Here is a 25,958-nt window from a genome sequence, read left to right on the forward strand (position 1 = left end):
GTTTATGGCCTGAGTGTTAGCCCCGTCATGTTTTAAAGGCGTCCTGAGCCATGATCGGAATGCATAGCTCTTATGATAACAATTCGCTTGTCGCCTGAAGTCGCTTTGGTTTGAATGGATATGCAAATAAAACGAGAAAGGATTAATCATGGCTCTTAGTGCTTCGGTCACCACTCGCTCGAAATTGCCGGATGTCGGCACCACGATTTTTACCGTTATTGGCCAGCTTTCAGCGCAGCATAACGCGATTAATCTCTCTCAGGGTGCGCCTAATTTTGCCTGCGACCCACATCTGGTGGCCGGCGTGACGCAGGCGATGACCGCCGGACATAATCAATACGCGCCGATGACCGGCCTGCGGGCTTTAAAAGAGCGTATCGCTGACAAAATCGCCACGTTATATGGCACGCGATATGATGTCGATAGTGAAGTGTTGGTTACCGCTAGCGCCAGCCAGGGGATCTATTCCGCCATTGCCGGGCTGGTACATGCTGGCGACGAGGTGATTTACTTTGAGCCTTCGTTTGATAGCTATGCGCCGATCGTGCGTCTGCAAGGCGCGACCCCGGTGGCGATTAAGCTCACCGTGCCGGATTTCGCGATTAACTGGGACGAGGTGCGCGCCGCGATTACCCCGAAGACGCGGATGATCATCATTAATACGCCGCATAATCCAAGCGGCCAGGTACTATCCGCCGACGACCTTAATCAACTGGCGATGCTGATCCGCAATACCGATATCGTGGTTTTGTCCGACGAAGTCTACGAGCACGTAGTCTTCGACGGCGAAAAGCATCACGGCATGGCGACCCATCCGCAGCTAGCGGAACGCAGCGTGATTATCTCTTCCTTCGGCAAGACCTACCACGTGACCGGCTGGCGGGTTGGTTATTGCGTGGCGCCAGCGGCGCTGATGGATGAGATCTGCAAGGTACATCAGTTCCTCATGTTTTCTGCCGATACGCCGATGCAGTACGCTTTCGCAGAGCATATGCAGAACCCGGCTTCATGGCTGTCGCTTGCCGCCTTTTATCAGCAAAAGCGTGATTTGCTCCAGCAACTGCTGCAAGACTCGCCGTTCCGCTTATTGCCGAGCGCCGGCTCTTTCTTCATGCTGGCGGATTATCGCCATTTCAGCGATGAGCATGACAGCGAGATGGTGAAGCGGTTGATTACCGAATACGGCGTCGCCACGATTCCGCTATCGGCATTTTATACCGATGGTACTGATAACAAACTGATTCGGCTCTCTTTTGCCAAAGATGAAGCCACATTGCGGGCCGGCGCGCAGGCGCTGTGCCGCGTTAAGCCGCGTTAAGGAGCCAGACGATGAAAATAAAAGCCCTAACCCTTGCTTTGGGAATGCTGTGTACCGTATCAAGCTTTGCCGCTAGCGAATTACGCTACGGCGTGGAGGCGGAATATCCGCCGTTCGAAAGCCGTAATCCGGCAGGGGAGTTGCAGGGTTTTGATATTGACCTCGGCAACGCGATTTGTCAGGCCGCGCAGTTGAAATGCAGCTGGGTCGAAACCTCCTTTGATGCGCTCATTCCGGGACTGGTGGCGAAGAAATTCGACGCGATTAATTCGGCGATGAACATTACCGAACAGCGGCGCAAGAGTATTGATTTCACCCAGCCGATCTACCGTATTCCTTCACAGCTGGTGGGCAAGGCCGACAGCGGTATGCAGGCGACGCCGGATGGGCTGAAGGGCAAAACCATCGGCGTGCTACAGGGCTCGATTCAGGAAACCTTTGCCAAAGAGCATTGGGAAAAACACGGCGTCACGGTGGTTTCCTATAAAGACCAGAACATGGCGTGGGCCGATCTGCTTAACGGCCGTATCGACGCCTCGCTGGTGATGTCCGCGGCCGGGCAGGCCGGGTTCCTCAGTAAGCCGCAGGGTAAAGGATTCGGTTTTATCGGTAATCCGGTGGCTGATGATACGATTCTGGGCAGCGGTATTGGCTACGGCTTGCGCAAGGGCGATGAGGCAACTAAAAAACAGCTCGACGCGGCAATTGATAAAGTGCGTGCCGACGGCACTATCACCCGTCTGGCGGCGAAGTACTTCCCCGGTATCGACGTCAGTGTGAAATAATCTTTACTTGCGGCTCTTTGTTTCGCAAAGAGCCGCCCGCATTACATCAGCACCACCGGTTTGATGACTTTACCGGAAGCTGAATCTGCGAAAGCCTGATTAATCTCTTCGAGCGGATAGAATTCGATAAGCTTATCAATGGGGAATTTTCCTTGTTTATAAAACTGTACCAGCTGCGGGATAAACAGCTGCGGCACGGCGTCTCCTTCGATTACTCCTATCAATGATTTACCTTCCGCCATTAGATCGTTTTGGACATTAAAGGTGATATCGCCCGTAAAGCCGACGACCGCCACCGTGCCTAACGGCTTAATCGCGTGGATTGCCTGCAGAACGATGGTGGTGACGCCGGTCGTTTCGATGGCGTAGTGCGCGCCTTTGCCGGTCAGTTGGCGAATAACCGCAACGCTATCTTCCTGTTTGCCATTGATCACGTGGGTTGCGCCGAGTTCACGTGCCAGCTCAAGGCGATTGGCATGAATATCGACGGCGATGATTTGGCTACAGCCGGTGAGCTTTGCAGCCATAATGGCGCTTAAACCAACCGCGCCGCAGCCGAATACCACTAACGATTCCCCGGCCACCGGTTTTAGTCGATTTAACACCGTGCCGCTACCGGTTTGAATTCCGCAACCCAGCGGACCAAGAAGCGATAGTTCGACTTCACGGTCGACAACAATAGCATTCGTCGCTTTGGTGACCACATACTGACTAAACGAAGATTGACCGAAGAAGACGGATAATTCTTGATCATCCAGACGATAAGGGGTGGTGCCATCGTCTAAGCGTCCACCAAAGTTTAAGTCATTGAAACTTTCGCACGCGGAAGGATGGTTGGTGAGGCAGTTTTCGCAGTGATGGCAGGCGGCGTAGCTCAGTACCACGTGATCGCCAATTTCGACCCCACGAACGGCATCACCGACGTTAACCACGATACCTGCGCCTTCGTGGCCCAGAATGGCGGGCATCGGCAGGATCCCGGCGTTATCGCGGATCACCGCGTCGGTATGACAAACGCCTGTGGCGACAATTTTTACCATCACTTCGTCTTTTTTAGGGGCGCTAACCTGAATATTTTTAATGCTAAATGGCTGTTGATAACCCAACGTCACGGCGGCTTTTACTTTCATTAGATACTCCTGACATTTTTCCCTGGAGAGTAGAGATTACACCTGGCGTGATGAAAATTTATCCTGTTCGTGCTGAAAATAAACAAAATGCGGGTAAAAACGGTTAGGTATCGGATCGGCGCGTGTTCGCCAAAACAGCTCAGCGATAGCGATCGCTGGGTGGTTATTCAGTCTGTTCCGGTGGACATCTTTTTTTTCATGCTTTTCGCCTGCCAACAATTGGATTATCAATCATTTTTGTCTAGAGTGAGCGGAATTCACGACGCAGATGTTTGCAACGTTGCGTATCCGTCGAACTCTCAAAAAGGACGCTTTTCCAGGCATGAACCGCAGACGTTTTCTTAAATCATCCATGGCTGTTGCCGCCGTATGCGGAACGTCAGGAGTCGCCTCGTTATTCACTAAAGCGGCTTTCGCCGCGGACTCTGCTATCGCCGATGGCCAGACGCGCCGCTTTGACTTTTCCGTCCTGCAGGCGATGGCTCATGACTTAGCCCGTCAGCCGTGGGGCGGCGCGCCGCGTGACCTGCCGCCGACGCTGGCGAATCTGACCCCTCAGGCCTATAACAGCATTCAGTATGATGCGGCGCATTCGCTGTGGAATAACGTTGAAGAGCGTAAGCTGGATATCCAGTTTTTCCATGTTGGTATGGGCTTCCGCCGTCGGGTGCGTATGTTCTCGCTGGACGCCCAGTCTCAGCAGGCGCGGGAGATACACTTCCGTCCGGAGCTGTTCCAGTACAACGACGCCGGCGTTGATACCAAACAGCTGGAAGGGCAGACCGATCTCGGTTTCGCCGGTTTCCGTGTGTTTAAGGCGCCGGAACTGGCGCGCCGCGATATCGTCGCCTTCCTGGGCGCCAGCTACTTCCGCGCGGTCGACAGCACTTACCAGTACGGCCTGTCGGCGCGTGGTCTGGCCGTCGACACCTTTACCGATACGCCGGAAGAGTTCCCGGATTTCACGTCATTCTGGTTTGAAACCGTCAAACCTGGCTCGACGGTGTTCACCGTTTACGCGCTGCTCGATAGCCCAAGCGTCACCGGCGCTTATAAGTTCACCGTGAATTGCCAGGAAACGCAGGTGATCATGGATGTCGAAAATCATCTCTATGCGCGCAAAGACATTAAGCAGTTGGGCATTGCGCCGATGACCAGCATGTTCAGCTGCGGTAATAACGAACGCCGGATGTGCGATACCATCCATCCGCAAATCCACGATTCTGACCGCCTGTCGATGTGGCGCGGCAACGGCGAGTGGATTTGCCGTCCGCTGAATAATCCGCAAAAGCTGCAGTTCAACGCGTTCCAGGATAAAAACCCGAAGGGATTTGGCCTGCTGCAGCTGGATCGCGATTTCAGTCATTATCAGGATGTGATGGGCTGGTATAACAAGCGCCCGAGCCTGTGGGTGGAGCCCCGTAATCAGTGGGGAAAAGGGGCCGTTAGCCTGATGGAAATCCCGACTACCGGCGAAACGTTGGACAATATCGTCTGCTTCTGGCAGCCGGAAAAACCGGTAAAAGCGGGTGATCAACTGGACTTTAGCTACCGCTTGTACTGGAGCGCGCAACCGCCGGTACGCTCTCCGCTGGCGCGAGTGCTGGCGACACGTACCGGAATGGGCGGCTTCCCGGAAGGATGGGCGCCGGGTGAACATTATCCGGACAAATGGGCGCGCCGCTTTGCTATCGATTTTGTTGGCGGCGACCTGAAAGCCGCGGCGCCGAAAGGTATTGAGCCGGTGATTACGCTCTCCAGCGGCGAGGCTAAGCAGGTAGAGATCCTCTACGTCGAGCCGTTTGACGGCTATCGAATTCTCTTTGACTGGTATCCGACTTCAGATTCCACCGATCCGGTGGAGATGCGCATGTTCCTGCGCTGCCGTGGCGACGCTATCAGCGAAACGTGGCTGTATCAGTACTTCCCGCCTGCGGCGGATCGGCGTAACTACGTTGATGACCGGATTATGAAATAACCAGGTCGTTGATACCCGCCCGCGGTGCGCTACTGCGGGCGTTGTTGTTTATCAGTGAGATATTGCCATGACTGCCGAAAACGGCCCCACCATCGAAACTATCCCGGTCAACGAACAGCTGGAGCTGCGTGCGGTTGACGAACGTTACGTCAGTGAGCTACATCAACTGGTGCTCAAAAACCGTGACTGGTTGCAGCATACGTTAAGCTGGCCCGCGGAAGTGCTGAGTGAAGATGAAACCCGGCGCCATGTGCAGGGAAACGTGATGCTGCACCAGCGCGGTTATGCAAAAATGTTCCTGCTGTTTTTACAGGGGCAGATGATCGGCGTACTGTCATTTAACCAGATTGAACCGTTGAACAAGACGGCCTATATCGGCTACTGGATCGATCAAAACCATCAGGGGCAGGGACTGTTATCACAGGCGTTACAGGCGTTTATCCACCATTATGCGCAAACGGGCATCGTGCGCCGTTTCGTTATTAAATGTCGGGTCGCCAACCAGCGCAGTAATCAGGTGGCGCTGCGCAATGGTTTCCAACTGGAAGGTTGTCTGAAGCAGGCCGAGTTTTTAAATGGCGCGTATGACGATCAGAATATCTACGCGCGGATTATCGACCCGCAATAAGTGGCTACAGCGAACCCAGCAGCGGCGTACGGGTGATATGCTCGTCGCCGCTGACGATTTTGCGCCCGCGAAGATGAATTTTGTCACCCTCCAGCGCTTCGATACAGGCGTTACCGCAGATTTCTACCTGATGTTCGATAATCACATCGCCACGAATCGTCGCATGTCCTTCGATGAGTATCTCGCCATCCAGCAGAATGGGCCCGCCGAGAAGATGGGCGTGCCCGCCGACCATGACGCGATGCTTTAACAGGCAGTTGCCTTCGACCACGGCGTTTTCACCCACTTGCGCACTATAGCGCAGAGTCGGGATTTGATCCTCGCCGCGCCCGGCAACCAGTCGCGCGCAATCGTAGACCCGGGCGTTGTCACATATCCATACATCGTTATCTTCATTACCTTCAATACGTGCGTTATCGAACACTTCGGCACGGTGTTCAACAAAAGCATGCTCAACTACGGCATCACCGTAGATTTGCGCCTGATGAACAATCCGTGAGGCGCTGACCGTGGCGCGCTGATAAATTTGCAGCACTTTGTCGGCATCAGAAGTCAGCCCCTGAGCGGCAATCACCAGACAATGGGGGAGAATACGCGCCTGGTCGGCGATTCGGCAGACACCACGGATTTGCGATTGCTTTATAGTGACGTTGTCACTTATCCTGGCGCCGTGACTTACCTCAACATTATCAAGCCAGGCGTTATCGCTAATCGTCGCCCCGTGGCTTATTACGCAGGTGCCGGTCAGACGGGCGTTGTCGTCAACGCGCGCGCCAGCAAAGACGACGCTATTGGCGTCATATATCCAGCAGTCGCCGCCCTGGCTTAAAGCGGCTTCATCATCGAGCCAGCCACCTTCGCTACCCGCCTTAACGTCCGAGAAATCAATCAGCGCCACGATTTGCCGCAGATTTACGCTATGTTTAATTCCGTCTTCTTCGAAATGATACAGGCGGGCGTGCTCGCTCAGACGATATTTATTCATCAGTATCTCTCTTTACCGTTGGTTAACATAAACATAGCAAAAATCTCCGTAGCGCGTTTTATAAGGTTCCTTTAAAATGCAACTTAAAATTAAATTGAAAGTTTAAATAAAATGAATAAGAACGCAGTAAGCGACCGGGTGCTGAATCTACCGGCTGGCTATTTTGGTATAGTGCTGGGAACTATTGGCATGGGATTCGCCTGGCGCTATGCCAGTACCATCTGGCCGGTGAGCAGGATTATTGGCGATGCGTTGGTGGTGCTGGCGACGATTATTTGGGCACTATTAATGATAGCGTTTATTGCACGGGCCATTCGTTTCCCGTGGAGCGTGCTACAGGAGATGCGTCATCCAGTGGCCAGCAGTTTTGTCAGTTTGCTTCCGGCGACAACGCTGTTGGTGGCAATCGGCTTTGTCCCCTGGTACCGAGCGTTATCATTGGGGTTATTTATTATCGGGGTAGTGCTGCAGCTATGCTATGCGGCCTGGCAGAGCGCCGGGCTGTGGCGGGGTAACCATCCGGGAGCGGCGACGACGCCCGGTTTATATCTGCCGACTGTCGCCAACAATTTTATCAGCGCCATGGCCTGCGGCGCGCTGGGATTCAGCGATGCCGGACTGGTGTTTCTCGGCGCCGGCGTCTTCTCCTGGCTCAGCCTGGAGCCGGTAATCCTACAGCGTTTGCGCAGCAACGGCGAGCTACCGGCGGCATTGCGGACATCGTTGGGTATCCAGCTGGCGCCTGCGCTGGTGGCCTGTAGCGCGTGGCTCAGCGTCAACGGCGGCGAAGGTGATACTTTTGCCAAAATGCTATTTGGTTACGGGCTACTGCAACTGCTATTTATGTTGCGCCTGATGCCGTGGTATCTGCAGCAGCCGTTTAATGCTTCATTCTGGAGCTTCTCGTTCGGGATTTCCGCACTGGCGACCACCGGCCTGCATCTGGGGCACGGTCAGCCGCACGGTTTTTTCCATACTCTGGCGATCCCCTTATTTATTTTTAGCAACCTGATTATCGGCCTGCTGCTGCTGCGTACCTTTCTTCTGCTGGTGCGGGGTAAACTGTTAATTCGCGTAGACCGTGCCACTTTATTGCCAAACAAGGATTAATCATGACGACTCGTGACGAAAACTACTTTACAGAAAAATATGGCCTCACGCGCACCCACTCAGAAGTGGTGTATGCCGCCTCGCTGATGCAGCCGGGTCAAACGCTTGACCTCGGCTGCGGCAATGGTCGCAACAGCCTGTATCTGGCGGCGAAAGGTTACAACGTCACCGCGTGGGATAAGAATCCCATGAGTATCGATAATCTGGAGACCATTCGTCAGGCCGAAGGGCTGGAGAACCTGCAGACTGCGGTTAAGGATCTGAATACGCTGAGTTTTGATGGCGAGTATGATTTTATTCTTTCTACCGTGGTGATGATGTTCCTGGAAGCCAAAACCATCCCTGGTCTTATCGCCAACATGCAGCGCTGCACGAAGCCTGGCGGCTATAACCTGATTGTGGCAGCCATGGATACCGAAGATTACCCTTGTACCGTGGGTTTCCCGTTCGCCTTCAAACCTGAAGAACTGCGCGACTATTATGCTGGCTGGCAGTTCCTCAAGTACAACGAAGATGTCGGCGAATTGCACCGCACCGACGCCAGCGGCAACCGCATCAAGCTACGCTTCGCCACGATGCTGGCGCGTAAACCGGCTTAATCCGCCGCCAGCAGGCACAGCTGCAGGGCGGTTAGATAGGAGGCCTCAAAGGCGCGCAGCGGCAAAAATTCGAATTTCGAATGGAAATTATGCGCGCCGGTGAAGAAGTTCGGCGTCAGCAGCCCCTTTGCCGATAACGCTGCGCCGTCGGTACCGCCGCGCATCGGCGTGGGTTTTGGCGTTATACCGAGGCTTTCCATCGCGGTGAACATCAGATCAATAGCCCGGCGGTCTTCGCCAATGGCGTTGCTGATATTGCTGTAAGTATCGCTTATCGTGAATTCAACCCTGGCAGTGGGGTACTGGGCGGCGATTTTCTCTGCCACTTCGCCAATCTGTTGTTTGCGTCGGTTAAAGCTGTCCAGATCGAAATCGCGAATATTAGCCTGCAAGCGCGTGCTGTTCTGATCGCCATGAATACCATTAAACCACACGTAGCCTTCGCGCCCGGCGGTGTGCTCCGGCGTCTGCCGGCGGTCGAAATGGCTCATAAAGTCGGTAGCCATTAACAGCGGGTTAACTAATACGCCTTTGGCGGACATTGGGTGCGCCGTGACGCCGGTAAACCGTATCTCCGCGGAGGCTGCGTTGAAGTTTTCATAAACGATCTCGCCCAGTTCGCAGCAGTCGATGGTCCAGGCAAAATCGACGGCAAAACGCGAGAGATCCAGCGCTTTTGCCCCGCGAAGACCCACTTCTTCATCCGGGACGAACGCCACGACGATATCGCCATGCTTATGTTCGGCGGTCAGGTTTTCCAGCAGCGTCATGACAACGGTCACCGCCGCTTTGTTATCGGCACCCAGTACGCTGGTGCCGTCGCTGAAAATAATCTCTTCATCACGGTAGGCCAGAATTTCCGGATGCTCGTTAACCCGCAGCCAGATTTGCTGTTCCGAATTAAGACAGAGATCTTCACCAGTAAATCGCAGAATTTGCGGATGAATATCCGGCGACAGTCCGACATCAACGGTATCAATATGCGTGATAAAGCCGATCCGTGGCGCACCGGGGACGGTGCCTTTTTTTACCGCCGTTACGGTCGCGTGCTCGTCGACAACGATATCGTCAAGGCCAAACTGACGTAGCTCGTCGGCTAACGCCTGCGCCATCTGATGTTGTCCGGGCGTCGTGGGTAACGTGGTTGCTCGTGGATCGCTTTGGCTGGTGATAGCCAGATAGCGAAAGAAGCGCTGGGTTAATTGTCTGGTTAAGGGCGAGGCCATAGTGTTTCCTTCTTAATTTATTATTTCGGGTGTTTGCAATCTGGCTTTAGTGTTATCTATGGGCAATAAAACAAAAAGCTATTCATTAGTCAAAAAATGAAAAGGGAAACGCATGCAACGCACATTTACTTCAATAGCTCTGACGATAGCGGCATTAGCGGTGAGTTCCGCTGTGAATGCGAAAACACTGGTTTATTGCTCTGAAGGCTCGCCGGAAAACTTTAATCCGCAGCTTTATACTTCCGGGACCAGCGTCGATGCCAGCGCGGTACCGATATATAACCGGCTGGTGGACTTTAAAGTTGGCACCACGGAATTGCAGCCCAGCCTGGCGGAAAGCTGGGAGGTGAGCGACGATGGCAAAGTTTATACTTTCCACTTACGCAAGGGCGTTAAATTCCAAAGTAATAAGTATTTTAAACCGACCCGTGATTTTAATGCCGATGACGTTATTTTTTCCTTTATGCGGCAAAAGGATCCGAATAACCCTTATCATAACGTCTCTAATGGCAACTACTCCAATTTTGAAAGCCTGGAGTTTGGTTCGTTAATTACCGCAATTGATAAACCGGATGAATATACGGTGCGTTTTACCCTCGCGCACCCCGAGGCGCCTTTTGTCGCTGATCTCGGCTGGTATTTTGCTTCAATCCTCTCTGCGGAATATGCCGATGCGATGCTGAAAGCCGGAACCCCGCAGCGCGTTGATATGGATCCCATCGGGACCGGGCCATTTAAGCTGGCGCAATACCAAAAAGATTCGCGGATTTTGTTTACCGCATTCCCTGATTACTGGCAGGGAAAAGCGAAAATCGATCGTCTAGTATTTAGTATTACGCCTGATGCCTCGGTGCGTTACGCTAAACTCGAGAAAAATGAGTGTCAGGTCATGCCATTCCCTAATCCCGCCGATTTACCGCGGATGAAAGAGAATCCGCAGATCAATCTGATGAGCAAAGCCGGGCTTAATACCGGGTTCCTTGCCTTCAACACGCAGAAAGCGCCGCTGGATAACGTTAAGGTACGCCAGGCATTGGCTATGGCTATCAACAAACCGGCAATTATTGACGCGGTGTTCCACGGCACTGGTACGGTAGCGAAAAATCTGCTGCCGCCTGGCGTCTGGAGTGCAGATGCCGATCTGCAGGACTACAGTTGGGATCTGGAAAAAGCCAAAGTGCTGCTGCGTGAATCCGGCGTGAAGGGTCCCATCACCATCGACCTGTGGGCGATGCCGGTTCAGCGTCCCTATAACCCGAATGCGAAACGGATGGCGGAAATGATCCAGGCCGACTGGGCTAAAATCGGCGTGCAGACCAAAATCACCACCTATGAATGGGGCGAATACCTTAAGCGGGTGAAAGACGGCGAGCATCAGGCTGCGTTGATGGGCTGGACCACCGCGACCGGCGACCCGGATAACTTCTTTGGCCCATTATTTACCTGCCAGTCGGCCAACGGCGGTTCTAATTCGGCGAAATGGTGTTACGCGCCGTTTGATAAAATTATCGCCGAAGCCAAAACCATCACCGACAGGCCACAACGAGAAGCTTTGTATAAACAGGCGCAGCAGATGATGCACGATCAAATGCCGGCCGTGATGATTGCGCACTCAACTATTTTTGAGCCGGTAAGTAAATCGGTGACCGGGTATGAAATCGACCCGTTTGGTAAACATCTTTTTTATCAAGTGGACGTAAAATAAACACCATAAATAAATCCGCCGCATTGGCGGATTTATTTTTTGCAAGGAGTTGACGGACCACCTTTTTTGTCACAAAACTTAGCGTGGGAATTTGTTATAAATCTTGCCGACAAACTGCATTTACAGGGATCATCCATGCGTACGAAAACGTTATTTAAAGTAGCCGCTCTGGCCGGGCTACTGGCATTAACCGGTTGTGCATCCAAACTGGCGCAACCGAATCAGTATTCCGGGTTCTTAAAAGATTACTCTAAGTTAAAAGAGACTACCTCGGCTTCCGGCAAACCAGAGCTGCGCTGGATCTCCCCGGACTACAATCCGAGCAATTACGACAATGTTGTCTACCGTCCAATCACCTACTACCCGGTGCCGAAACCAACGACTCAGGTAGGGGAGAAAGCGCTGCAGGACATCCTCAATTACACCAACAAGCAGATGAAACAGGCCATCAGCGAACGTAAACCGTTGGCGACTACGGCTGGCCCGCGCAGTCTGATTTTCCGCGGCGCAATCACCGGTGTTGATACCAGTAAAGAAGGTCTGCAGTTCTATGAAGTGATCCCGGTGGCGATGATTGTCGCGGGTACCCAGGCGGCAACCGGCCATCGCACGATGGACACGAATCTCTACTTCGAAGGCGAACTGATCGACGCGAAGACCAATAAACCGGTTATTAAAGTTGTACGTAAGGGCGAAGGCAAAACGCTGTCTAATGAGAGCACGCCGCTGACCGCTGATACGTTGAAACAGGTGATTGATGATATGGCGATCGACGCGGTGAAATTCGATCCGTCACAGAAGTAATTGATGCGTTAAGCCCGTCTGGCACGATGCCTGACGGGCTTATTATTAGGCCAGCCGGCGGCGCAAAAACAGCTGTTCGGGGCGGGCGAACATCACCAGATTTCCTACCAGTATTAACGCCAGACCTATCACCGCATTGCTATGCCAGACGTAACCTTCGTAGAAGGTGGAGATAGTTAATGCCACCAGCGGGAAAAGCAGCGTGCTATAGGCCGCTTTGCTGGCTCCAATACGGCCTACCAGAGTGAAATAAGCACCGAACGCGATAACCGAACCGAACAACGCCAGATACAGCAGGGCGCCCATATAACTCCAGGTCCACTGTGGCGTAAAATTATCGCCGCGCAGCAGCGCGATCGCCCCCATCACCAGGGTGCCGTAAAACATGGCCCAACTATTGGTGGTTAATGTCTCAAGCCCGCGGCGCTGGTGGCGAATACTCAACATGTTGCCTAATGAAAAACCGTACGTTCCCAGGGCGCTCAGGCCAATTCCCCACAGCAGCGACGCGTTTAGACCATTGGCGAGGAGATCGTCCCAGAAAAGGGTGACAATTCCTGCAAGCCCCAGTGCCGCAGCCAGCCAAAAGCGCCCCGGTGGCTGCTGGCGGAAGAAAATAAAACTATTGATCGCGTTAAATAAGACCGCCATCGAAAAGATGACCGACTCAAGACCGGTATTGATATGCGCCGCGGCGGTATAAAAACACCAGAAGTTAAAGCAAAAGACGCAGCAGCCTTGCAGCATGCAAAACAGATGATCGCGCATTGCCAGCGGGCGCAGGCGGCGGGTAATCAGCAAAATTGTCAGCATAGTGACGCTGGCGACGGCAAAGCGCCAGAAAATCGATACCGGCGCGGCGACGGGCCCTTGTTGTAAAAAGATAGCAATCCATGTGGTACCCCAGATAACCACCACCAGCCCGTAGAGTAATGCGTTCAAAATGTCTCTCCTTTAATATGCCTGGCGTAAGTGTGCGATTTTTCCTGGCAAAGCGCTGTCACCGTTTTGTTGCTGACTTGCAAAATCTTGCGCTTATTTTTCACAAGCTCATGGTCAATGCTGGTAAGCGGTGATGACAATTCATAGACTAGAGGTCTGCGGATTAAAAACGATGTGAAGGCTATGGCATACGGGACGTTCGAAACATTACAACAACAAAATGCGGTGCTGCGGGGGACCGTAGAACTCAATTCCGGGATCCAGCTTGCCGCGTGGTACAACGACCTTGACCGGATCACGGTGCGCAGCGACCACCACACGTTGAGCCTGTATGTGGCCGATGGTTACGAAAGCTACCAAAAAACGCCCTACGGCTGGAGGAACGGCGGCGGGCCGGATCGTTTTTGTCTGATGCCAAAGGGGGACGAAAGCACCTGGGATATTCGCGGCGATCTTTCGTTCGTTCATCTCTATTGCACCGATGAGCACCTGCGCCGCGTCGGCGAGCAAATTTGGGACCGCAGCCCGGCGTCTTTCACCTTGCAGGAAAAAACCTTCGCCAGCGATGACAAAATTACCGCGGTGTATCGCCAGTTTCTGCTCGATAACGACTGGCGCCAGCAGGCTAATCAATTACTGTTAAGCTCGGCCAGTACGCTGCTGTTAACGCATCTGATTCAAAACTATTCGAACGTCCAGTGGCGCCTGCCGACGGTTACCGGCGGCCTGGCGCCGCATCTGTTGCGTAATCTGTTGGCGTGGATTGAGGAGCACCTCGAGCAGCCGCTAACGCTCGCCGACCTTGCCGCCCAGGCTTCGCTTAGCGAATACCATTTTGCGCGGATGTTCCGCCAGTCAATGAATATGGCGCCGCATCAGTATGTGATGCAGCGGCGGATGATCAAGGCGCAACATCTGATTTGCCACACCCAACGGCCGTTGACCGAGATAGCGCTGGCCTGCGGGTTTAGCTCCGCCAGCCATTTTAGCCACCGGGTTAAGAGCGCCACGGGTCTTACGCCAAGCCAGCTACGCGCGGCGCAGCGTGGTTAACAGCATATAGCTGATACCGCCGAGGACCAGCCCCCAAAAGGCCGAGCCGACGCCTGCAAGGCTAACACCGCTGGCGGTGACTAAAAATGTTACTACTGCGGCGTCGCGCTCGTTTTCATGCCCCAGCGCCTGATAGAGGCTGCCGCTAATGGTTCCTAACAATGCCAACCCCGCCAGCATCTGGATCCACACCGGCGGTAGCGCCGCCATTAGCGCGGTTATCGAACCGCCAAATAGCCCCGCCAACAGATAAAACACACCGGCCGCCGCTGCGGCGAGCCAGCGCTTATCCGCATCCGGATGCGCATCCGGACTTTGGCAGATGGCGGCGGTAATGGCGGCGATGCACACGGAATAGACGCCAAATGGTGAGAATAGCAGCGCCAGCGCGCCGGTGAATACGATAAGCGGCGAGACCGGAACCCGATAGCCTGATGCCTGAATGGTCGCCAGGCCGGGCGCGTTCTGTGACGCCATGGTGACAAGGAAAAACGGTACACCGACGCTGAGCAGTAGCGAAGGGGTGAACTGCGGCGTAATCCACTGCGGAGCAACAAAAACCATATCGTTTGCCACTGGCGACAGCGCGCCGGTTAGCAGGGCGATGATCCCGCCCGCCGCTAACGCCGCAACGACCGCAAAACGTGGGTAAAGCGCTTTGCATAACAGCCAGGCGGCGAACATCCCGCCGCATAGCGGGAGATTATCCTGCAAACTGCCAAATGCCTGCAGACCAAAACGCAGTAGGATCCCCGCCAGCATTGCCGCCGCCAGCGAATGCGGAATGATTTTCATGAGGCGGGCAAACAGTCCCGTCACGCCGCATAGCAGAATCAGGGCGTTGGCGAAAACAAATATTCCCACCGCCTGCGCCAGCGTCGCTCCCTGTAATCCACTGACCAGTAAAGCCGCGCCTGGAGTTGACCATGCGGTGAGGATGGGGACTTTACGCCATAGCGTTAATACCAGCGTGCTGACGCCCATCGCCAGGCCAAGGGCGGTCATCCAGCCAGCTATTTGCCCGGCGTCGGCGCCAGCGGCGGCCGCCGCTTGCCAGATGATGGCGGCGGAGCTGGCGTAGCCTACCAGCACGGCGACAAATCCCGCGAGCAGCGTGGGGATGGGAAGGGTAAAGGAGCGCATGAACACCTCTTGTGCGTTATAACATACGAAGAAGGTAGCATTGTGCGTTATAGCGTACAACTGGTAATATCAAGAAAATGATGAGGAGCCCCCAATGAATATTGCCCAACATCTGGCATTGACGCTGAAAAGCCTGCGTCAGCAGCGCGGCTGGAGTTTGTCGCGCCTGGCGGAAGAAACCGGAGTATCAAAGGCGATGCTCGGGCAAATCGAACGTAATGAATCGAGCCCAACGGTCGCGACATTGTGGAAGATAGCCACCGGCCTCAATGTGGCGTTTTCGACTTTTATTGTCGCTGATGAGTCCGCAGCGCCCGCTGCCTTCGACCCACAGCAGCAGGCGATGGTGGTGACGCCCATCTTCCCATGGGATCCTGAACTGCGTTTTGACCATTTTTCGATTACCCTCGCCCCCGGCGCACTGAGCGAATCGACGCCGCATGAGACCGGCGTCATTGAACATGTCGTGGTCATTAGCGGTACGCTGGATTTATGTCTGCAGGGGCAGTGGCATTCATTGCAGGCGGGAGAAGGGCGGCGCTTTGCCGGCGACCTGACGCACGCTTACCGCAATAGCGGCGCGCAGACGGCGCACTTTCATTCACTGATTCATTATCCAAAAGAAAAAGCCGCGGATTAATCCGCGGCCAATCAAGATGACTGAGACTAAAATTCACAACGTGACGAGGAAAATCCGGAATACGCAGCCACTGTAACCTTGCCGGGTTTTCATGAGAAATAGCTTTTTCTTCAATGCATTGCCGATTTCTGCAAATTCGCTGTGTGGGCGCGGCGGAAAATGTTTTCGTCTGCGCCCAGTTCTGACTACAATAGCCGCCATTTCGACCCCTATAACGGATAACGACGAGCGTATGCGCCTGCAAAACCATCATCTTGAACTTCTTAGTCCTGCCCGCGATGCCGGGATCGCCCGTGAAGCGATTTTACACGGCGCCGACGCGGTCTATATCGGCGGGCCGGGCTTCGGCGCGCGGCATAATGCCAGCAATAGCCTGAGCGATATCGCCAACCTGGTGCCGTTTGCGCATCGCTTTGGCGCGAAGGTGTTTGTGACGCTGAATACCATTCTTCATGATGATGAACTGGAACCCGCGCAACGGCTGATTACCGATCTGTACGAGACCGGCGTTGATGCGCTGATCGTGCAGGATATGGGGATTATGGAGCTGGATCTGCCGCCGATTGAGCTGCACGCGAGCACCCAGTGCGATATTCGCAGCGTCGAGAAGGCTAAGTTTCTCTCTGATGCAGGCTTCAGCCAGATTGTTCTGGCCCGCGAACTCAACCTCGATCAAATTAAAGCGATCTATGATAATACCGACGCGACTATCGAGTTCTTTATTCACGGCGCCTTATGCGTAGCCTATTCCGGTCAGTGCTATATTTCTCATGCACAAACCGGACGTAGCGCCAACCGCGGCGACTGCTCTCAGGCTTGCCGCCTGCCTTACACCCTGAAAGACGATCAGGGGCGCGTCGTGGCCTATGAAAAACATCTGTTGTCGATGAAAGATAACGATCAGACCGCCAACCTGGCGGCATTGATCGACGCCGGCGTGCGCTCCTTTAAGATTGAAGGGCGTTATAAGGATATGAGTTATGTGAAAAATATCACCGCTCACTATCGTCAGATGCTGGATCGTATTATTGAAGACCGCGGCGATCTCGCGCGTTCTTCCGCCGGGCGCACCGAACACTTCTTCGTGCCGTCGACCGATAAAACGTTCCATCGCGGCAGCACCGACTATTTTGTTAACGCGCGTAAGGGCGATATCGGCGCGTTTGATTCGCCGAAATTTATCGGCCTGCCGGTAGGCGAAGTATTAAAAGTCGGAAAAGATTATCTCGATGTCGAAGTGACCGACGCGTTGACTAACGGCGACGGTCTGAATGTGATGATCAAACGTGAAGTTGTCGGCTTCCGCGCCAATACGGTGGAGAAAACGGGGGAAAATCGTTATCGCGTCTGGCCAAACGAAATGCCGGCAGACCTGCATAAAGTGCGTCCGCACGAGGCGCTTAATCGTAACCTCGATCATAACTGGCAGCAGGCGCTACTGAAAACTTCCAGCGAGCGCCGCATTGCGGTTGATATCGCGCTGAGCGGCTGGCAGGAACAGCTGGTGCTGACCATGACCTGCGAAGACGGCGTCAGCGTCACGCATACACTGGATGGCGAATTCGCCGAAGCGACCCAGGCGGAAAAAGCGCTGGCCAATTTACGAGATGGCGTGGCGAAGCTCGGCCAGACCATTTACTACCCGCGTGATGTGCAGATTAATCTACCGGCGCTGTTTGTTCCGAACAGTATGCTTAACCAACTGCGCCGTGAAACCGCAGAGATGCTCGATCGGGCGCGCCTCGATGCCTGGCAGCGCGGAACGCGTAAACCGGTCTCCGTACCACCGCCGGTGTATCCGGAAACGCATCTGTCGTTCCTGGCGAACGTTTATAATCACAAAGCGCGCGCTTTCTACCAGCGCTATGGCGTTCAGCTGATCGATGCGGCGTATGAAGCTCATGAAGAGAAAGGCGACGTGCCGGTGATGATCACCAAGCACTGCCTGCGATTCGCCTTCAACCTGTGTCCGAAGCAGGCTAAAGGCTCGATTAAGAGCTGGAAGGCGACGCCGATGCAGCTGATCCATGGTGACGAAGTGTTAACGCTGAAATTTGATTGCCGTCCATGCGAAATGCACGTGGTGGGTAAAATCAAAAATCACATCCTCAAGATGCCGCATCCGGGCAGTATCGTCGCCTCCGTCAGTCCTGACGAGCTGATGAAAACGTTGCCCAAGCGTAAAGGCGCGTAAGGGCCGTTCTCACGGCGGACAGTTATGCGCTTTTGCTTTGCGCGCATACTGCCGGTGGTGATGCTCGCGCAGCGAACTGGCGGTATCCTCAGCCCGGCTGCGTAGCTCATCGCAATCAGCCTCGTGCAGTAACTGCTGTTCGAGGCTTTGCACCGGGAAATAATCATGCCCCTGACGTTGGGCGAGCAGATGCCCGGAGAATAATCCGCACATCAGCACCACTGCCGCTATTCCTCTCCGCCACATATCATTTTCCATATCAATAAATAACGCATGATTAATATGATTGATTTAATATTGGTTTTTCTGCCTGGTTATCAAAGAAGCGCAAGGCTTTGTCAGGCAAGGCTGAAGAAAGATGAAAAAAAAGCCTGACGCGATAAGCGCCAGGCCAGGGAATAGATTTTTTTCAGGCACGAAGCCCGGCGGCGTTCATCAGCAGACGGAAAATCATGCTGATGGCGCCCAGCGCCAGCACGCTAGCTCCCCATATGGCTGCCAGCCATAGCAAACGTTTTATCCATGATCTCTCCATCAGTGATATCCCTCGCCAGGTTGAACTTTGCCGCGGAAGACGTAGTAGCTCCAGAAGGTATAACCAAGAATGACGGGAATAATCAGTAGCGCGCCAACCAGCATAAAGCCCTGGCTTTGCGGCGGCGCCGCGGCCTGCCACAACGTGATCCCCGGCGGGATAATATTCGGCCAAATGCTGATCCCAAGTCCGCTAAACCCAAGAAAAACGAGCCCCAGCGTCAACACGAACGGCAGGCAATGACCGTCGCGTTGCCCAAGCGTGCGCCATAGCCAGGCGCTGATGGCGATAACCAGCAGCGGTACCGGCAGCAGGTAAACCAGATTCGGCAGGCTAAACCAGCGCTCGGCGATCGCCGGCTGGGAGAGCGGCGTCCACAGACTAATCGCCGCTATCACTATCAGTAAGGCCAGCAGCAGAAGGCGTGAAATTCTGCGCATGGTATTCTGCAGCGGATTCTCGCTTTTCATTACCAGCCAACTGGCGCCCAGCAAGGCGTAGGCTACGGTGAGGCCGAGACCGCAGAATAGGGTAAATGGCGTGAGCCAATCCCACATTCCGCCGCTAAAGCTGCGACCGCTGACCGGAAAACCATGAATGACCGCGCCGACGACCATGCCCTGGGTGAATGTCGCCAGTAGCGATCCGCCCAGAAAAGCCTTATCCCAGAAAGGGCGGTGCGAGGGGGTGGCTTTGAAGCGAAACTCAAAGGCCACGCCGCGAAAGATAAGCCCGATCAGCATCAGGGTGAGCGGCACCGACAGCGCGTCGATAATCACCGCATAGGCCAGCGGAAAAGCGCCGAAGAGGCCTGCGCCGCCAAGCACCAGCCAGGTTTCATTGCCATCCCATACCGGTGCGACGCTGTTAACCATCACGTCGCGCTCTTCACCGCCGCGTACGGCGGCAAATAGTATCCCGATCCCTAAGTCGAAACCGTCCATGACGATGTACATCAGGGTGGCGAACACGATGATAACAAACCAAATAACCGATAAATCAATACCCATTAGCGGGACTCCTTGTGCTGAAAACCATCCGTAACGGCAGAAAGCGGACGCGCGGGCGTTCCTGATGGCACAGGTACCTGCTCTTGCGGCCCTTTGCGGATCAGGCGCAGCATATAGCTATAGCCAACACCGAATACCGAGCTGTAGACGGCAATAAAGGCCAGCAGGCTAATGGTCATATGCAGATCGCCGTGAGCTGATACGGCCTCGGAAGTGCGCTGTACGCCGTAGACCACCCACGGCTGGCGGCCGACTTCGGTGGTCACCCAGCCAGCCAGAATCGCAATCAGTCCGGAAGGCCCCATCCATAACGCGAAGCGCAGGAATGGTTTTGAGGTATACAAACGCTGGCGATAGCGCAGCCATAGGGCTATGACGCCAAGCAGAATCATCAGCATTCCCAGGCCCGCCATCAGACGAAATGACCAGAAGACAATGGTTGAGTTAGGGCGATCTTGCGGGGCGAATTCCTTCAGCGCCGGCACCTGTTTATCGAGGCTGTGGGTGAGGATCAGACTGCCGAGGGCAGGTATCTCCAGCCCGTAGCGGGTACGTTCTTGTTGCATGTCCGGCCAGCCGAACAGCAGCAGCGGCGTCGGTTCGCCGGGCGGATTTTCCCAGTGTCCTTCGATAGCGGCAATTTTCGCTGGTTGATATTTCAGGGTGTTAAGCCCATGCATATCGCCGATTAATGCCTGAATGGGGGCGACAAGCAGCGTCATCCATAGCGCCATAGAGAACATCGCGCGGATAGCAGGCGTTCGGTTGCCTCGAAGCAAATGCCATGCGGCGGAGGCGCCCACGAATAACGCGCTGCTAAGAAACGCAGCAACGGACATATGGAATAAGCGGTAGGGGAAAGAGGGATTAAAGATAACGGCCAACCAGTCAACGGGTACCACCTGGCCGTTAACGATTTCAAAACCTTGCGGCGTTTGCATCCAGCTGTTGGAGGCCAGGATCCAGAACGTGGAAATGATGGTGCCCAGCGCCACCATGCAGGTGGCGAAAAAATGCAGACCGGGGCCGACGCGGTTCCAGCCAAATAACATCACGCCAAGGAAACCGGCCTCAAGGAAGAAGGCGGTAAGAACTTCATAAGTTAGCAGCGGGCCGGTAATGCTGCCTGCGAACTGCGAGAAACCACTCCAGTTGGTGCCGAACTGGTAGGCCATAACCAGCCCCGAGACCACCCCCATACCAAAGTTGACGGCAAAGATTTTCGACCAGAAATGATATAGCGAGCGCCAGACAGGATTTTTTGTTTTTAACCACAATCCTTCAAGTACCGCCAGGTAGCTGGCAAGACCGATGGTGATCGCGGGAAAGATGATATGAAATGAGACGGTAAAGGCGAATTGGATCCGCGCCAGATGAAATGCATCAAGACCGAACATGCTGGACTCCACAACAAAATTGATTCAACGCAATTTTAGGGGGAGGGAGAAGGTGAAAGCAGAGGCAGAAATGATGTTTTTTATGATAACAGTTGCGAATTGTTATTCTTTCTATCTCTGTTTCATATTTGTGAAGTCAATTCTCATGTCACCATAAATAATAAATTACGTATTGTGAATTTATTTCTGTGATACTTCACATTTTTGTTTACGATTTTCCTTATTGCTTGCGCTGTATTTTATTAATTATTCTGCTAGCCTTTAACGGTGCTGCGTTTAGCTGCAGGGTTTGTTTTTTTAAATATCCATATTTATTATGTGAATTGGTTATTTATTGTAATTTGATATATTCAGTTGATGAAAAAAGGGAGGCGGTTTGTCAAAGAAAGGACTGCGAAGTTTACTTATCTCATTGTTGGTAATGATTATTTTTTGGCTTGCTGTGGGCGGCGGAGTCTATCTGATGATTTGAGTTATTATTATCCTCAGCATGAAATTACTTCGTTTTTTAATGGCGATGAATTTATCTCATGCGAGGTTAGCGAGCTTTTTTTAATCGTGGGTTCACAACATGAGAAACAACGCATATCAACGTTCAAACGATTGGGTTTTGCATTGATATACCGTGCGTTTAATGGATGTGCCTCATGACGTTCTGGCTCGGATAATATTTTATTACTATTCTCAAATGCGCATATTTCATTAGTGATAATACAATCTCATGTTATTTGAACATCAGCGTCATCGCTTGCAGTGCGAAACCAGTATTTATCCGGTGATATCTATTAGCTATATCAGTTTTTAAAACCTGCCATTTTTGACCATCTGTTATAAGATACGGGTCTCGTTGGTTAAATGGATGCGGTAATGAAAAAATATCAGCAGCTTGCGCAACGGCTCACGGAACAGATCGCGCTCGGCGTTTGGCAACCCGGCGATCGCCTACCTTCATTACGCGAGCAGGTTGTCAGCAGCGGAATGAGTTTTATGACCGTCAGCCATGCCTACCAGTTACTGGAAAGTCAGGGACGAATTATCGCTCGCCCGCAATCGGGTTATTATGTGGCGCCGCAGCCGGTAAAACAGCGCCAGCCTGAACCTCCGGCGCAAGTCACGCGCCATGAGTCGGTGGATATCAACACCTATATTTTCGACGTCCTGCAGGCAAGCCGTCAGGCTTCGATGCTGCCTTTTGCTTCCGCCTTTCCCGACCCGCGCCTGTTCCCCTTACAGCAGCTAAATCGTTCTCTGGCGCAGGTGAGTAAAACTGCTACCGCCATGAGTGTGATTGAGAACCTGCCGCCGGGTAATGATGAGCTTCGTCATGCGATTGCCCGGCGTTATGCGTTGCAGGGAATGAACGTATCGCCGGATGAGATAGTCATCACCGCCGGTGCGTTGGAGGCATTAAACCTCAGCCTGCAGGCGGTGACTGAACCCGGCGATTGGGTCGTCGTAGAGAATCCGTGCTTTTACGGCGCGCTGCAGGCGCTTGAACGTTTGCGGCTAAAAGCGCTATCGGTGGCCAGCGATGTGAAAGAGGGGATCGATCTGGCGGCGCTGGAACAGGCTTTGCAGAGCTACCCGGTAAAAGCCTGCTGGCTGATGACCAATAGCCAAAACCCGCTCGGATTTACGCTGACGGCGGACAAAAAAGCGCGGCTGGTGTCGCTATTGACGCGCTACAACGTCATGTTAATTGAAGATGACGTTTACAGTGAGCTGTACTTTGGTCGGGAAAAACCGCTACCCGCAAAGTACTGGGATCGTGATGAGATGACGTTGCACTGTAGCTCATTTTCAAAATGTCTGGTTCCGGGGTTTCGTATCGGCTGGGTCGCTGCTGGCCGACATGCCCGCCGTATTCAGCAGTTACAGCTGATGAGTACGCTTTCTACGAGTTCGCCGATGCAGTTGGCGCTGGTCGATTATCTTTCTACCAAACGCTACGACGCGCATTTGCGCCGTTTACGTCGTCAGCTTGCTGAGCGGAAACAGCTGGCCTGGCAAGCGCTACTGCGCTTTTTACCCGCAGAGGTCAAAATTCATCATAGCGACAGCGGCTATTTCCTGTGGCTGGAGTTGCCCGCTGGTATCGATTCAGGCGAACTCAGCGCACTGGCGTTGCGGGATAACATCAGTATTGCACCGGGTAAAATGTTTTCGACCACGGCCGACTGGACCTCATTTTTCCGTTTTAATACCGCCTGGGGCTGGGGAGAAAAAGAAGAGCAGGGTGTGAAACGGCTCGGCGAACTTATACGTCAACTTTTGCCTTAGTTTATTCATCGCTTTTTTTAATTGCCGGCTTTTATTTTCCCGGCAATTTATCCCCTTCATTCTCGTATTCATTAATCAGCTTAAAATATCCACCATTAGCGGGTCGTCATAGGGAATATGCATACTCGTCCTTTTGCCATAACTCTTTGTCTATAATCCATATTATCGAATCGTGGTGGCGATTTTTGCGGAATGCGCACCTGGTCACAACCTGAGGAAATTTCCCCAGAGCCCCGCAGGCCGCCGTCTACCCTTATTAAGGGAGATATTTTTACGGCACGGCTGCCGCTACTTTTATTCTGACAGGAGTAAATTCAAATGAGCAAAAAATTTGCCCGTGGCAGCCTGTGCGTACTGAGTATGGTTGTGCTGACAGCGCAAGCCGCTGAACCGCCGACTTCGCTGGATAAAGGCGAAGGGCGGCTCGATATTATTGCCTGGCCGGGTTATATCGAACGCGGTCAGACGGATAAGAATTATGACTGGGTAAGCCAATTTGAAAAAGAGAGCGGCTGCCAGGTTAATGTGAAAACTGCCGCCACCTCTGACGAAATGGTCAGCCTGATGGCGAAGGGCGGCTACGACCTGGTGACCGCCTCCGGCGACGCCTCGTTACGCCTGATTATGGGTAAGCGTGTACAGGCGATTAATACCGCGCTGATCCCAAACTGGAAAACGCTTGACCCGCGAGTTGCCAAAGGCGCGTGGTTTAACGTCGGCGATAAAGTGTACGGCACGCCCTATCAATGGGGGCCGAACCTGCTGATGTACAACACTAAAACTTTCCCGACACCGCCTGATAGCTGGAAAGTGGTTTTCGTCAAACAGGACCTGCCGGACGGAAAAAGCAACCAGGGGCGAGTTCAGGCCTATGATGGTCCGATTTATATCGCTGATGCGGCGCTATTTGTCAAAGCAACACAGCCGCAGTTAGGAATTAACGATCCCTATGAACTCACCGAAGCGCAGTATCAGGCGGTGTTGAAGGTTCTGCAGGATCAGCATCCGCTGGTTCACCGTTACTGGCACGATGCGACCGTGCAGATGAGCGACTTTAAAAACGAAGGAGTGGTTGCTTCGGGCTCCTGGCCGTATCAGGCCAATGGTCTGAAAGGCGAAGGTCAGCCTATTGCTACCGTGTTCCCAAAAGAAGGTGTAACCGGCTGGTCCGATACCACGATGCTGCATAGTGAGGCAAAGCATCCGGTATGCGCTTACAAGTGGATGAACTGGTCGCTGACGCCGAAAGTACAGGGCGATGTCGCCGCCTGGTTTGGATCGCTGCCCGTGGTGCCACAGGGCTGTAAAGCCAGTACGTTACTGGGAGACAAAGGTTGCGAAACCAACGGCTACAACCAATTCGACAAGATTGCGTTCTGGAAAACGCCGATTGCCGAAGGCGGGAAGTATGTTCCTTATAGCCGTTGGACCCAGGACTATATCGCGATTATGGGTGGCCGCTAAGCGCCTGGAGACTGAACATGACGTACGCGGTAGAGTTTGATGACGTTTCGCGTCTTTACGGTGACGTGCGCGCGGTAGATGGCGTGACTATCGCCATTCGCGATGGCGAGTTTTTTTCCATGCTGGGGCCGTCCGGCTCCGGCAAAACCACCTGCCTGCGCTTAATTGCGGGCTTTGAACAGCTATCCGGCGGTTCGATTCGTATCTTTGGCCAGCAGGCCAGCGAATTACCGCCATGGCAGCGTGACGTCAATACGGTTTTTCAGGATTACGCGCTATTTCCGCATATGTCGATTATCGACAACGTCGCCTATGGGCTGATGGTGAAAGGCGTGGGCAAAAAAGAACGTCAGCTTCGCGCCCAGGAAGCCTTAGAAAAAGTGGCGCTTGGGTTCGTTCACGCGCGCAAGCCTTCGCAGCTATCCGGCGGTCAGCGGCAACGGGTCGCCATTGCCCGCGCGCTGGTCAACCAACCTCGTGTGCTGTTATTAGATGAACCGCTTGGCGCGCTGGATTTAAAACTGCGTGAACAGATGCAGGTGGAGTTAAAAAAACTTCAGCAGTCGTTGGGCATCACTTTCATTTTTGTTACTCACGATCAGGGTGAGGCGCTGTCGATGTCCGATCGCGTGGCGGTGTTTAACAATGGGCGTATTGAACAGGTCGACTCGCCGCACTCGCTCTATTTACAGCCTAAAACCGCCTTTGTTGCCGGATTTGTCGGCACCGCGAACGTTTTTACCCCAGACGTTTCTCAGCGCCTATGCGGCTTGCCCGGCGCCTGGTCGTTGCGTCCTGAACATATTCGACTGAATAGTGGCGGTGATATCCAGGTTCAGGGGACCGTGCAGGCGGTGCAGTTTCAGGGGGCGTCAACGCGTATTGAACTGAAACTTGCTGCGGGCGATAAACTGCTAGTCAGTCAGGCCAACGTCGATGGCGGGGCAGCGTTGAGCGCGCCACAGTTGGGGCAACAGGTATTGGCCTGTTGGTCGCGTTCGGCGATGGTTTCCCTGGAAAGCGGAGGCTGAG

23 protein-coding genes are annotated in these 25,958 nt (G+C 53.6%); 14 read left to right on the forward strand and 9 right to left on the reverse strand.

Features of this window, described 5'->3' with window-relative positions; all coding sequences use genetic code 11:
• Positions 1 to 148: 148 nt before the first annotated feature.
• The gene (locus tag ACSEMK_RS20085; protein ID WP_430915397.1) at positions 149 to 1,318 is read left to right on the forward strand and encodes a pyridoxal phosphate-dependent aminotransferase; all 1,170 of its coding nucleotides are present in this window, start codon (positions 149 to 151) and stop codon (positions 1,316 to 1,318) included.
• Positions 1,319 to 1,329: 11 nt separating this feature from the next.
• A complete protein-coding gene (locus ACSEMK_RS20090; protein ID WP_430915398.1) occupies positions 1,330 to 2,103 on the forward strand; it encodes an ABC transporter substrate-binding protein in 774 nt (257 codons plus the stop codon).
• Positions 2,104 to 2,144: 41 nt separating this feature from the next.
• Here ACSEMK_RS20090 and ACSEMK_RS20095 read toward each other — a convergent pair whose 3' ends face one another.
• Entirely contained in the window at positions 2,145 to 3,233 is a 1,089-nt protein-coding gene (locus ACSEMK_RS20095) for an NAD(P)-dependent alcohol dehydrogenase (RefSeq protein ID WP_430915399.1), read from the reverse strand.
• Positions 3,234 to 3,555: 322 nt separating this feature from the next.
• Between ACSEMK_RS20095 and ACSEMK_RS20100 the strand changes: the two genes are divergently transcribed.
• Together ACSEMK_RS20100 and rimL are read left to right on the forward strand one after the other, a co-directional pair.
• The gene (locus ACSEMK_RS20100; RefSeq protein WP_430915400.1) at positions 3,556 to 5,211 is read left to right on the forward strand and encodes a glucan biosynthesis protein D; all 1,656 of its coding nucleotides are present in this window, start codon (positions 3,556 to 3,558) and stop codon (positions 5,209 to 5,211) included.
• Between the two features lie 67 nt (positions 5,212 to 5,278).
• Complete coding sequence (rimL, locus tag ACSEMK_RS20105; protein WP_087859512.1) at positions 5,279 to 5,839, forward strand: 50S ribosomal protein L7/L12-serine acetyltransferase; 561 nt, start codon at positions 5,279 to 5,281, stop codon at positions 5,837 to 5,839.
• Between the two features lie 4 nt (positions 5,840 to 5,843).
• On the opposite strand, the gene ydcK is transcribed toward rimL, so the two are convergent.
• Positions 5,844 to 6,824, reverse strand: coding sequence for a YdcK family protein (ydcK, locus tag ACSEMK_RS20110; protein WP_430915401.1), 981 nt, complete (start codon positions 6,822 to 6,824; stop codon positions 5,844 to 5,846).
• 111 nt (positions 6,825 to 6,935) lie between these two features.
• Here ydcK and tehA point away from each other — a divergent pair, with 111 nt between their 5' ends.
• Both tehA and tehB read left to right on the forward strand, forming a co-directional pair.
• Positions 6,936 to 7,934 carry a dicarboxylate transporter/tellurite-resistance protein TehA gene (gene tehA, locus ACSEMK_RS20115; RefSeq protein ID WP_430915402.1) on the forward strand — a complete coding sequence of 333 codons (999 nt, stop codon included), beginning with the start codon at positions 6,936 to 6,938 and terminating at the stop codon, positions 7,932 to 7,934.
• Between the two features lie 2 nt (positions 7,935 to 7,936).
• Positions 7,937 to 8,533: a tellurite resistance methyltransferase TehB gene (tehB, locus tag ACSEMK_RS20120; RefSeq protein ID WP_308958151.1), complete on the forward strand. Its 597-nt coding sequence runs from the start codon at positions 7,937 to 7,939 to the stop codon at positions 8,531 to 8,533.
• Here tehB and pepT read toward each other — a convergent pair.
• Entirely contained in the window at positions 8,530 to 9,759 is a 1,230-nt protein-coding gene (pepT, locus tag ACSEMK_RS20125) for a peptidase T (protein ID WP_213316170.1), read from the reverse strand. The genes tehB and pepT overlap by 4 nt on opposite strands.
• A gap of 112 nt (positions 9,760 to 9,871) precedes the next feature.
• Here pepT and ACSEMK_RS20130 point away from each other — a divergent pair, with 112 nt between their 5' ends.
• Complete coding sequence (locus ACSEMK_RS20130) at positions 9,872 to 11,464, forward strand: ABC transporter substrate-binding protein (protein WP_430915403.1); 1,593 nt, start codon at positions 9,872 to 9,874, stop codon at positions 11,462 to 11,464.
• 135 nt (positions 11,465 to 11,599) lie between these two features.
• The gene (locus tag ACSEMK_RS20135; protein ID WP_087859521.1) at positions 11,600 to 12,268 is read left to right on the forward strand and encodes a DUF3313 domain-containing protein; all 669 of its coding nucleotides are present in this window, start codon (positions 11,600 to 11,602) and stop codon (positions 12,266 to 12,268) included.
• Positions 12,269 to 12,313: 45 nt separating this feature from the next.
• Here the strand turns inward: ACSEMK_RS20135 and ACSEMK_RS20140 are convergent, their stop codons facing one another.
• Complete coding sequence (locus ACSEMK_RS20140) at positions 12,314 to 13,210, reverse strand: DMT family transporter (RefSeq protein ID WP_213316169.1); 897 nt, start codon at positions 13,208 to 13,210, stop codon at positions 12,314 to 12,316.
• A 183-nt stretch (positions 13,211 to 13,393) separates the two neighbouring features.
• Between ACSEMK_RS20140 and ACSEMK_RS20145 the strand changes: the two genes are divergently transcribed.
• Positions 13,394 to 14,263, forward strand: coding sequence for a helix-turn-helix domain-containing protein (locus ACSEMK_RS20145; protein WP_113373266.1), 870 nt, complete (start codon positions 13,394 to 13,396; stop codon positions 14,261 to 14,263).
• Here ACSEMK_RS20145 and ACSEMK_RS20150 read toward each other — a convergent pair.
• Positions 14,240 to 15,412, reverse strand: a complete 1,173-nt coding sequence (locus ACSEMK_RS20150) for a benzoate/H(+) symporter BenE family transporter (RefSeq protein ID WP_271032627.1) — start codon at positions 15,410 to 15,412, stop codon at positions 14,240 to 14,242. The genes ACSEMK_RS20145 and ACSEMK_RS20150 overlap by 24 nt on opposite strands.
• A gap of 88 nt (positions 15,413 to 15,500) precedes the next feature.
• Here ACSEMK_RS20150 and ACSEMK_RS20155 point away from each other — a divergent pair, with 88 nt between their 5' ends.
• Both ACSEMK_RS20155 and ACSEMK_RS20160 read left to right on the forward strand, forming a co-directional pair.
• Entirely contained in the window at positions 15,501 to 16,046 is a 546-nt protein-coding gene (locus ACSEMK_RS20155; protein WP_047048772.1) for a helix-turn-helix domain-containing protein, read from the forward strand.
• Positions 16,047 to 16,278: 232 nt separating this feature from the next.
• Entirely contained in the window at positions 16,279 to 18,240 is a 1,962-nt protein-coding gene (locus tag ACSEMK_RS20160) for a peptidase U32 family protein (RefSeq protein WP_113373268.1), read from the forward strand.
• Positions 18,241 to 18,249: 9 nt separating this feature from the next.
• Here ACSEMK_RS20160 and ACSEMK_RS20165 read toward each other — a convergent pair whose 3' ends face one another.
• The 4 genes from ACSEMK_RS20165 to ACSEMK_RS20180 form a co-directional block, all read right to left on the reverse strand.
• Positions 18,250 to 18,486, reverse strand: coding sequence for a DUF2554 family protein (locus ACSEMK_RS20165; RefSeq protein WP_087859526.1), 237 nt, complete (start codon positions 18,484 to 18,486; stop codon positions 18,250 to 18,252).
• Between the two features lie 163 nt (positions 18,487 to 18,649).
• Positions 18,650 to 18,775, reverse strand: a complete 126-nt coding sequence (locus tag ACSEMK_RS20170) for a DUF2474 domain-containing protein (RefSeq protein WP_087859527.1) — start codon at positions 18,773 to 18,775, stop codon at positions 18,650 to 18,652.
• Complete coding sequence (gene cydB / locus ACSEMK_RS20175) at positions 18,775 to 19,785, reverse strand: cytochrome d ubiquinol oxidase subunit II (protein WP_087859528.1); 1,011 nt, start codon at positions 19,783 to 19,785, stop codon at positions 18,775 to 18,777. The genes ACSEMK_RS20170 and cydB overlap by 1 nt, the downstream gene beginning before the upstream one ends.
• Entirely contained in the window at positions 19,785 to 21,182 is a 1,398-nt protein-coding gene (locus ACSEMK_RS20180; RefSeq protein WP_308958880.1) for a cytochrome ubiquinol oxidase subunit I, read from the reverse strand. Before ACSEMK_RS20180 ends, cydB begins: the two co-directional genes overlap by 1 nt.
• Positions 21,183 to 22,049: 867 nt before the next feature.
• On the opposite strand from ACSEMK_RS20180, the gene ACSEMK_RS20185 reads away from it, so the two are divergent.
• The 3 genes from ACSEMK_RS20185 to ACSEMK_RS20195 all read left to right on the forward strand — a co-directional run bounded on the left by ACSEMK_RS20185 (position 22,050) and on the right by ACSEMK_RS20195 (position 25,957).
• The gene (locus ACSEMK_RS20185; protein WP_087859530.1) at positions 22,050 to 23,462 is read left to right on the forward strand and encodes a PLP-dependent aminotransferase family protein; all 1,413 of its coding nucleotides are present in this window, start codon (positions 22,050 to 22,052) and stop codon (positions 23,460 to 23,462) included.
• Between the two features lie 318 nt (positions 23,463 to 23,780).
• Positions 23,781 to 24,926: a putative ABC transporter substrate-binding protein YdcS gene (gene ydcS, locus ACSEMK_RS20190; RefSeq protein WP_430915404.1), complete on the forward strand. Its 1,146-nt coding sequence runs from the start codon at positions 23,781 to 23,783 to the stop codon at positions 24,924 to 24,926.
• Between the two features lie 17 nt (positions 24,927 to 24,943).
• On the forward strand, positions 24,944 to 25,957 hold the full coding sequence (locus ACSEMK_RS20195; RefSeq protein ID WP_271032624.1) for an ABC transporter ATP-binding protein: 1,014 nt from the start codon (positions 24,944 to 24,946) through the stop codon (positions 25,955 to 25,957).
• Position 25,958 lies beyond the last annotated feature (1 nt).

Origin of the sequence: Klebsiella sp. K-3 (assembly GCF_051207495.1) — a bacterium.
GTDB lineage: Bacteria > Pseudomonadota > Gammaproteobacteria > Enterobacterales > Enterobacteriaceae > Klebsiella > Klebsiella aerogenes.

What these genes read in the sequence shown, in the direction of transcription:
- ACSEMK_RS20085 (WP_430915397.1), top strand. Translation starts at nt 149, where the DNA reads ATGGCTCTTAGTGCTTCGGTCACCACTCGCTCGAAATTGCCGGATGTC.
- ACSEMK_RS20090 (WP_430915398.1), top strand. Translation starts at nt 1,330, where the DNA reads ATGAAAATAAAAGCCCTAACCCTTGCTTTGGGAATGCTGTGTACCGTA.
- ACSEMK_RS20095 (WP_430915399.1), bottom strand. Translation starts at nt 3,233, where the DNA reads ATGAAAGTAAAAGCCGCCGTGACGTTGGGTTATCAACAGCCATTTAGC.
- ACSEMK_RS20100 (WP_430915400.1), top strand. Translation starts at nt 3,556, where the DNA reads ATGAACCGCAGACGTTTTCTTAAATCATCCATGGCTGTTGCCGCCGTA.
- rimL (WP_087859512.1), top strand. Translation starts at nt 5,279, where the DNA reads ATGACTGCCGAAAACGGCCCCACCATCGAAACTATCCCGGTCAACGAA.
- ydcK (WP_430915401.1), bottom strand. Translation starts at nt 6,824, where the DNA reads ATGAATAAATATCGTCTGAGCGAGCACGCCCGCCTGTATCATTTCGAA.
- tehA (WP_430915402.1), top strand. Translation starts at nt 6,936, where the DNA reads ATGAATAAGAACGCAGTAAGCGACCGGGTGCTGAATCTACCGGCTGGC.
- tehB (WP_308958151.1), top strand. Translation starts at nt 7,937, where the DNA reads ATGACGACTCGTGACGAAAACTACTTTACAGAAAAATATGGCCTCACG.
- pepT (WP_213316170.1), bottom strand. Translation starts at nt 9,759, where the DNA reads ATGGCCTCGCCCTTAACCAGACAATTAACCCAGCGCTTCTTTCGCTAT.
- ACSEMK_RS20130 (WP_430915403.1), top strand. Translation starts at nt 9,872, where the DNA reads ATGCAACGCACATTTACTTCAATAGCTCTGACGATAGCGGCATTAGCG.
- ACSEMK_RS20135 (WP_087859521.1), top strand. Translation starts at nt 11,600, where the DNA reads ATGCGTACGAAAACGTTATTTAAAGTAGCCGCTCTGGCCGGGCTACTG.
- ACSEMK_RS20145 (WP_113373266.1), top strand. Translation starts at nt 13,394, where the DNA reads ATGGCATACGGGACGTTCGAAACATTACAACAACAAAATGCGGTGCTG.
- ACSEMK_RS20155 (WP_047048772.1), top strand. Translation starts at nt 15,501, where the DNA reads ATGAATATTGCCCAACATCTGGCATTGACGCTGAAAAGCCTGCGTCAG.
- ACSEMK_RS20160 (WP_113373268.1), top strand. Translation starts at nt 16,279, where the DNA reads ATGCGCCTGCAAAACCATCATCTTGAACTTCTTAGTCCTGCCCGCGAT.
- ACSEMK_RS20165 (WP_087859526.1), bottom strand. Translation starts at nt 18,486, where the DNA reads ATGTGGCGGAGAGGAATAGCGGCAGTGGTGCTGATGTGCGGATTATTC.
- ACSEMK_RS20170 (WP_087859527.1), bottom strand. Translation starts at nt 18,775, where the DNA reads ATGGAGAGATCATGGATAAAACGTTTGCTATGGCTGGCAGCCATATGG.
- cydB (WP_087859528.1), bottom strand. Translation starts at nt 19,785, where the DNA reads ATGGGTATTGATTTATCGGTTATTTGGTTTGTTATCATCGTGTTCGCC.
- ACSEMK_RS20180 (WP_308958880.1), bottom strand. Translation starts at nt 21,182, where the DNA reads ATGTTCGGTCTTGATGCATTTCATCTGGCGCGGATCCAATTCGCCTTT.
- ACSEMK_RS20185 (WP_087859530.1), top strand. Translation starts at nt 22,050, where the DNA reads ATGAAAAAATATCAGCAGCTTGCGCAACGGCTCACGGAACAGATCGCG.
- ydcS (WP_430915404.1), top strand. Translation starts at nt 23,781, where the DNA reads ATGAGCAAAAAATTTGCCCGTGGCAGCCTGTGCGTACTGAGTATGGTT.
- ACSEMK_RS20195 (WP_271032624.1), top strand. Translation starts at nt 24,944, where the DNA reads ATGACGTACGCGGTAGAGTTTGATGACGTTTCGCGTCTTTACGGTGAC.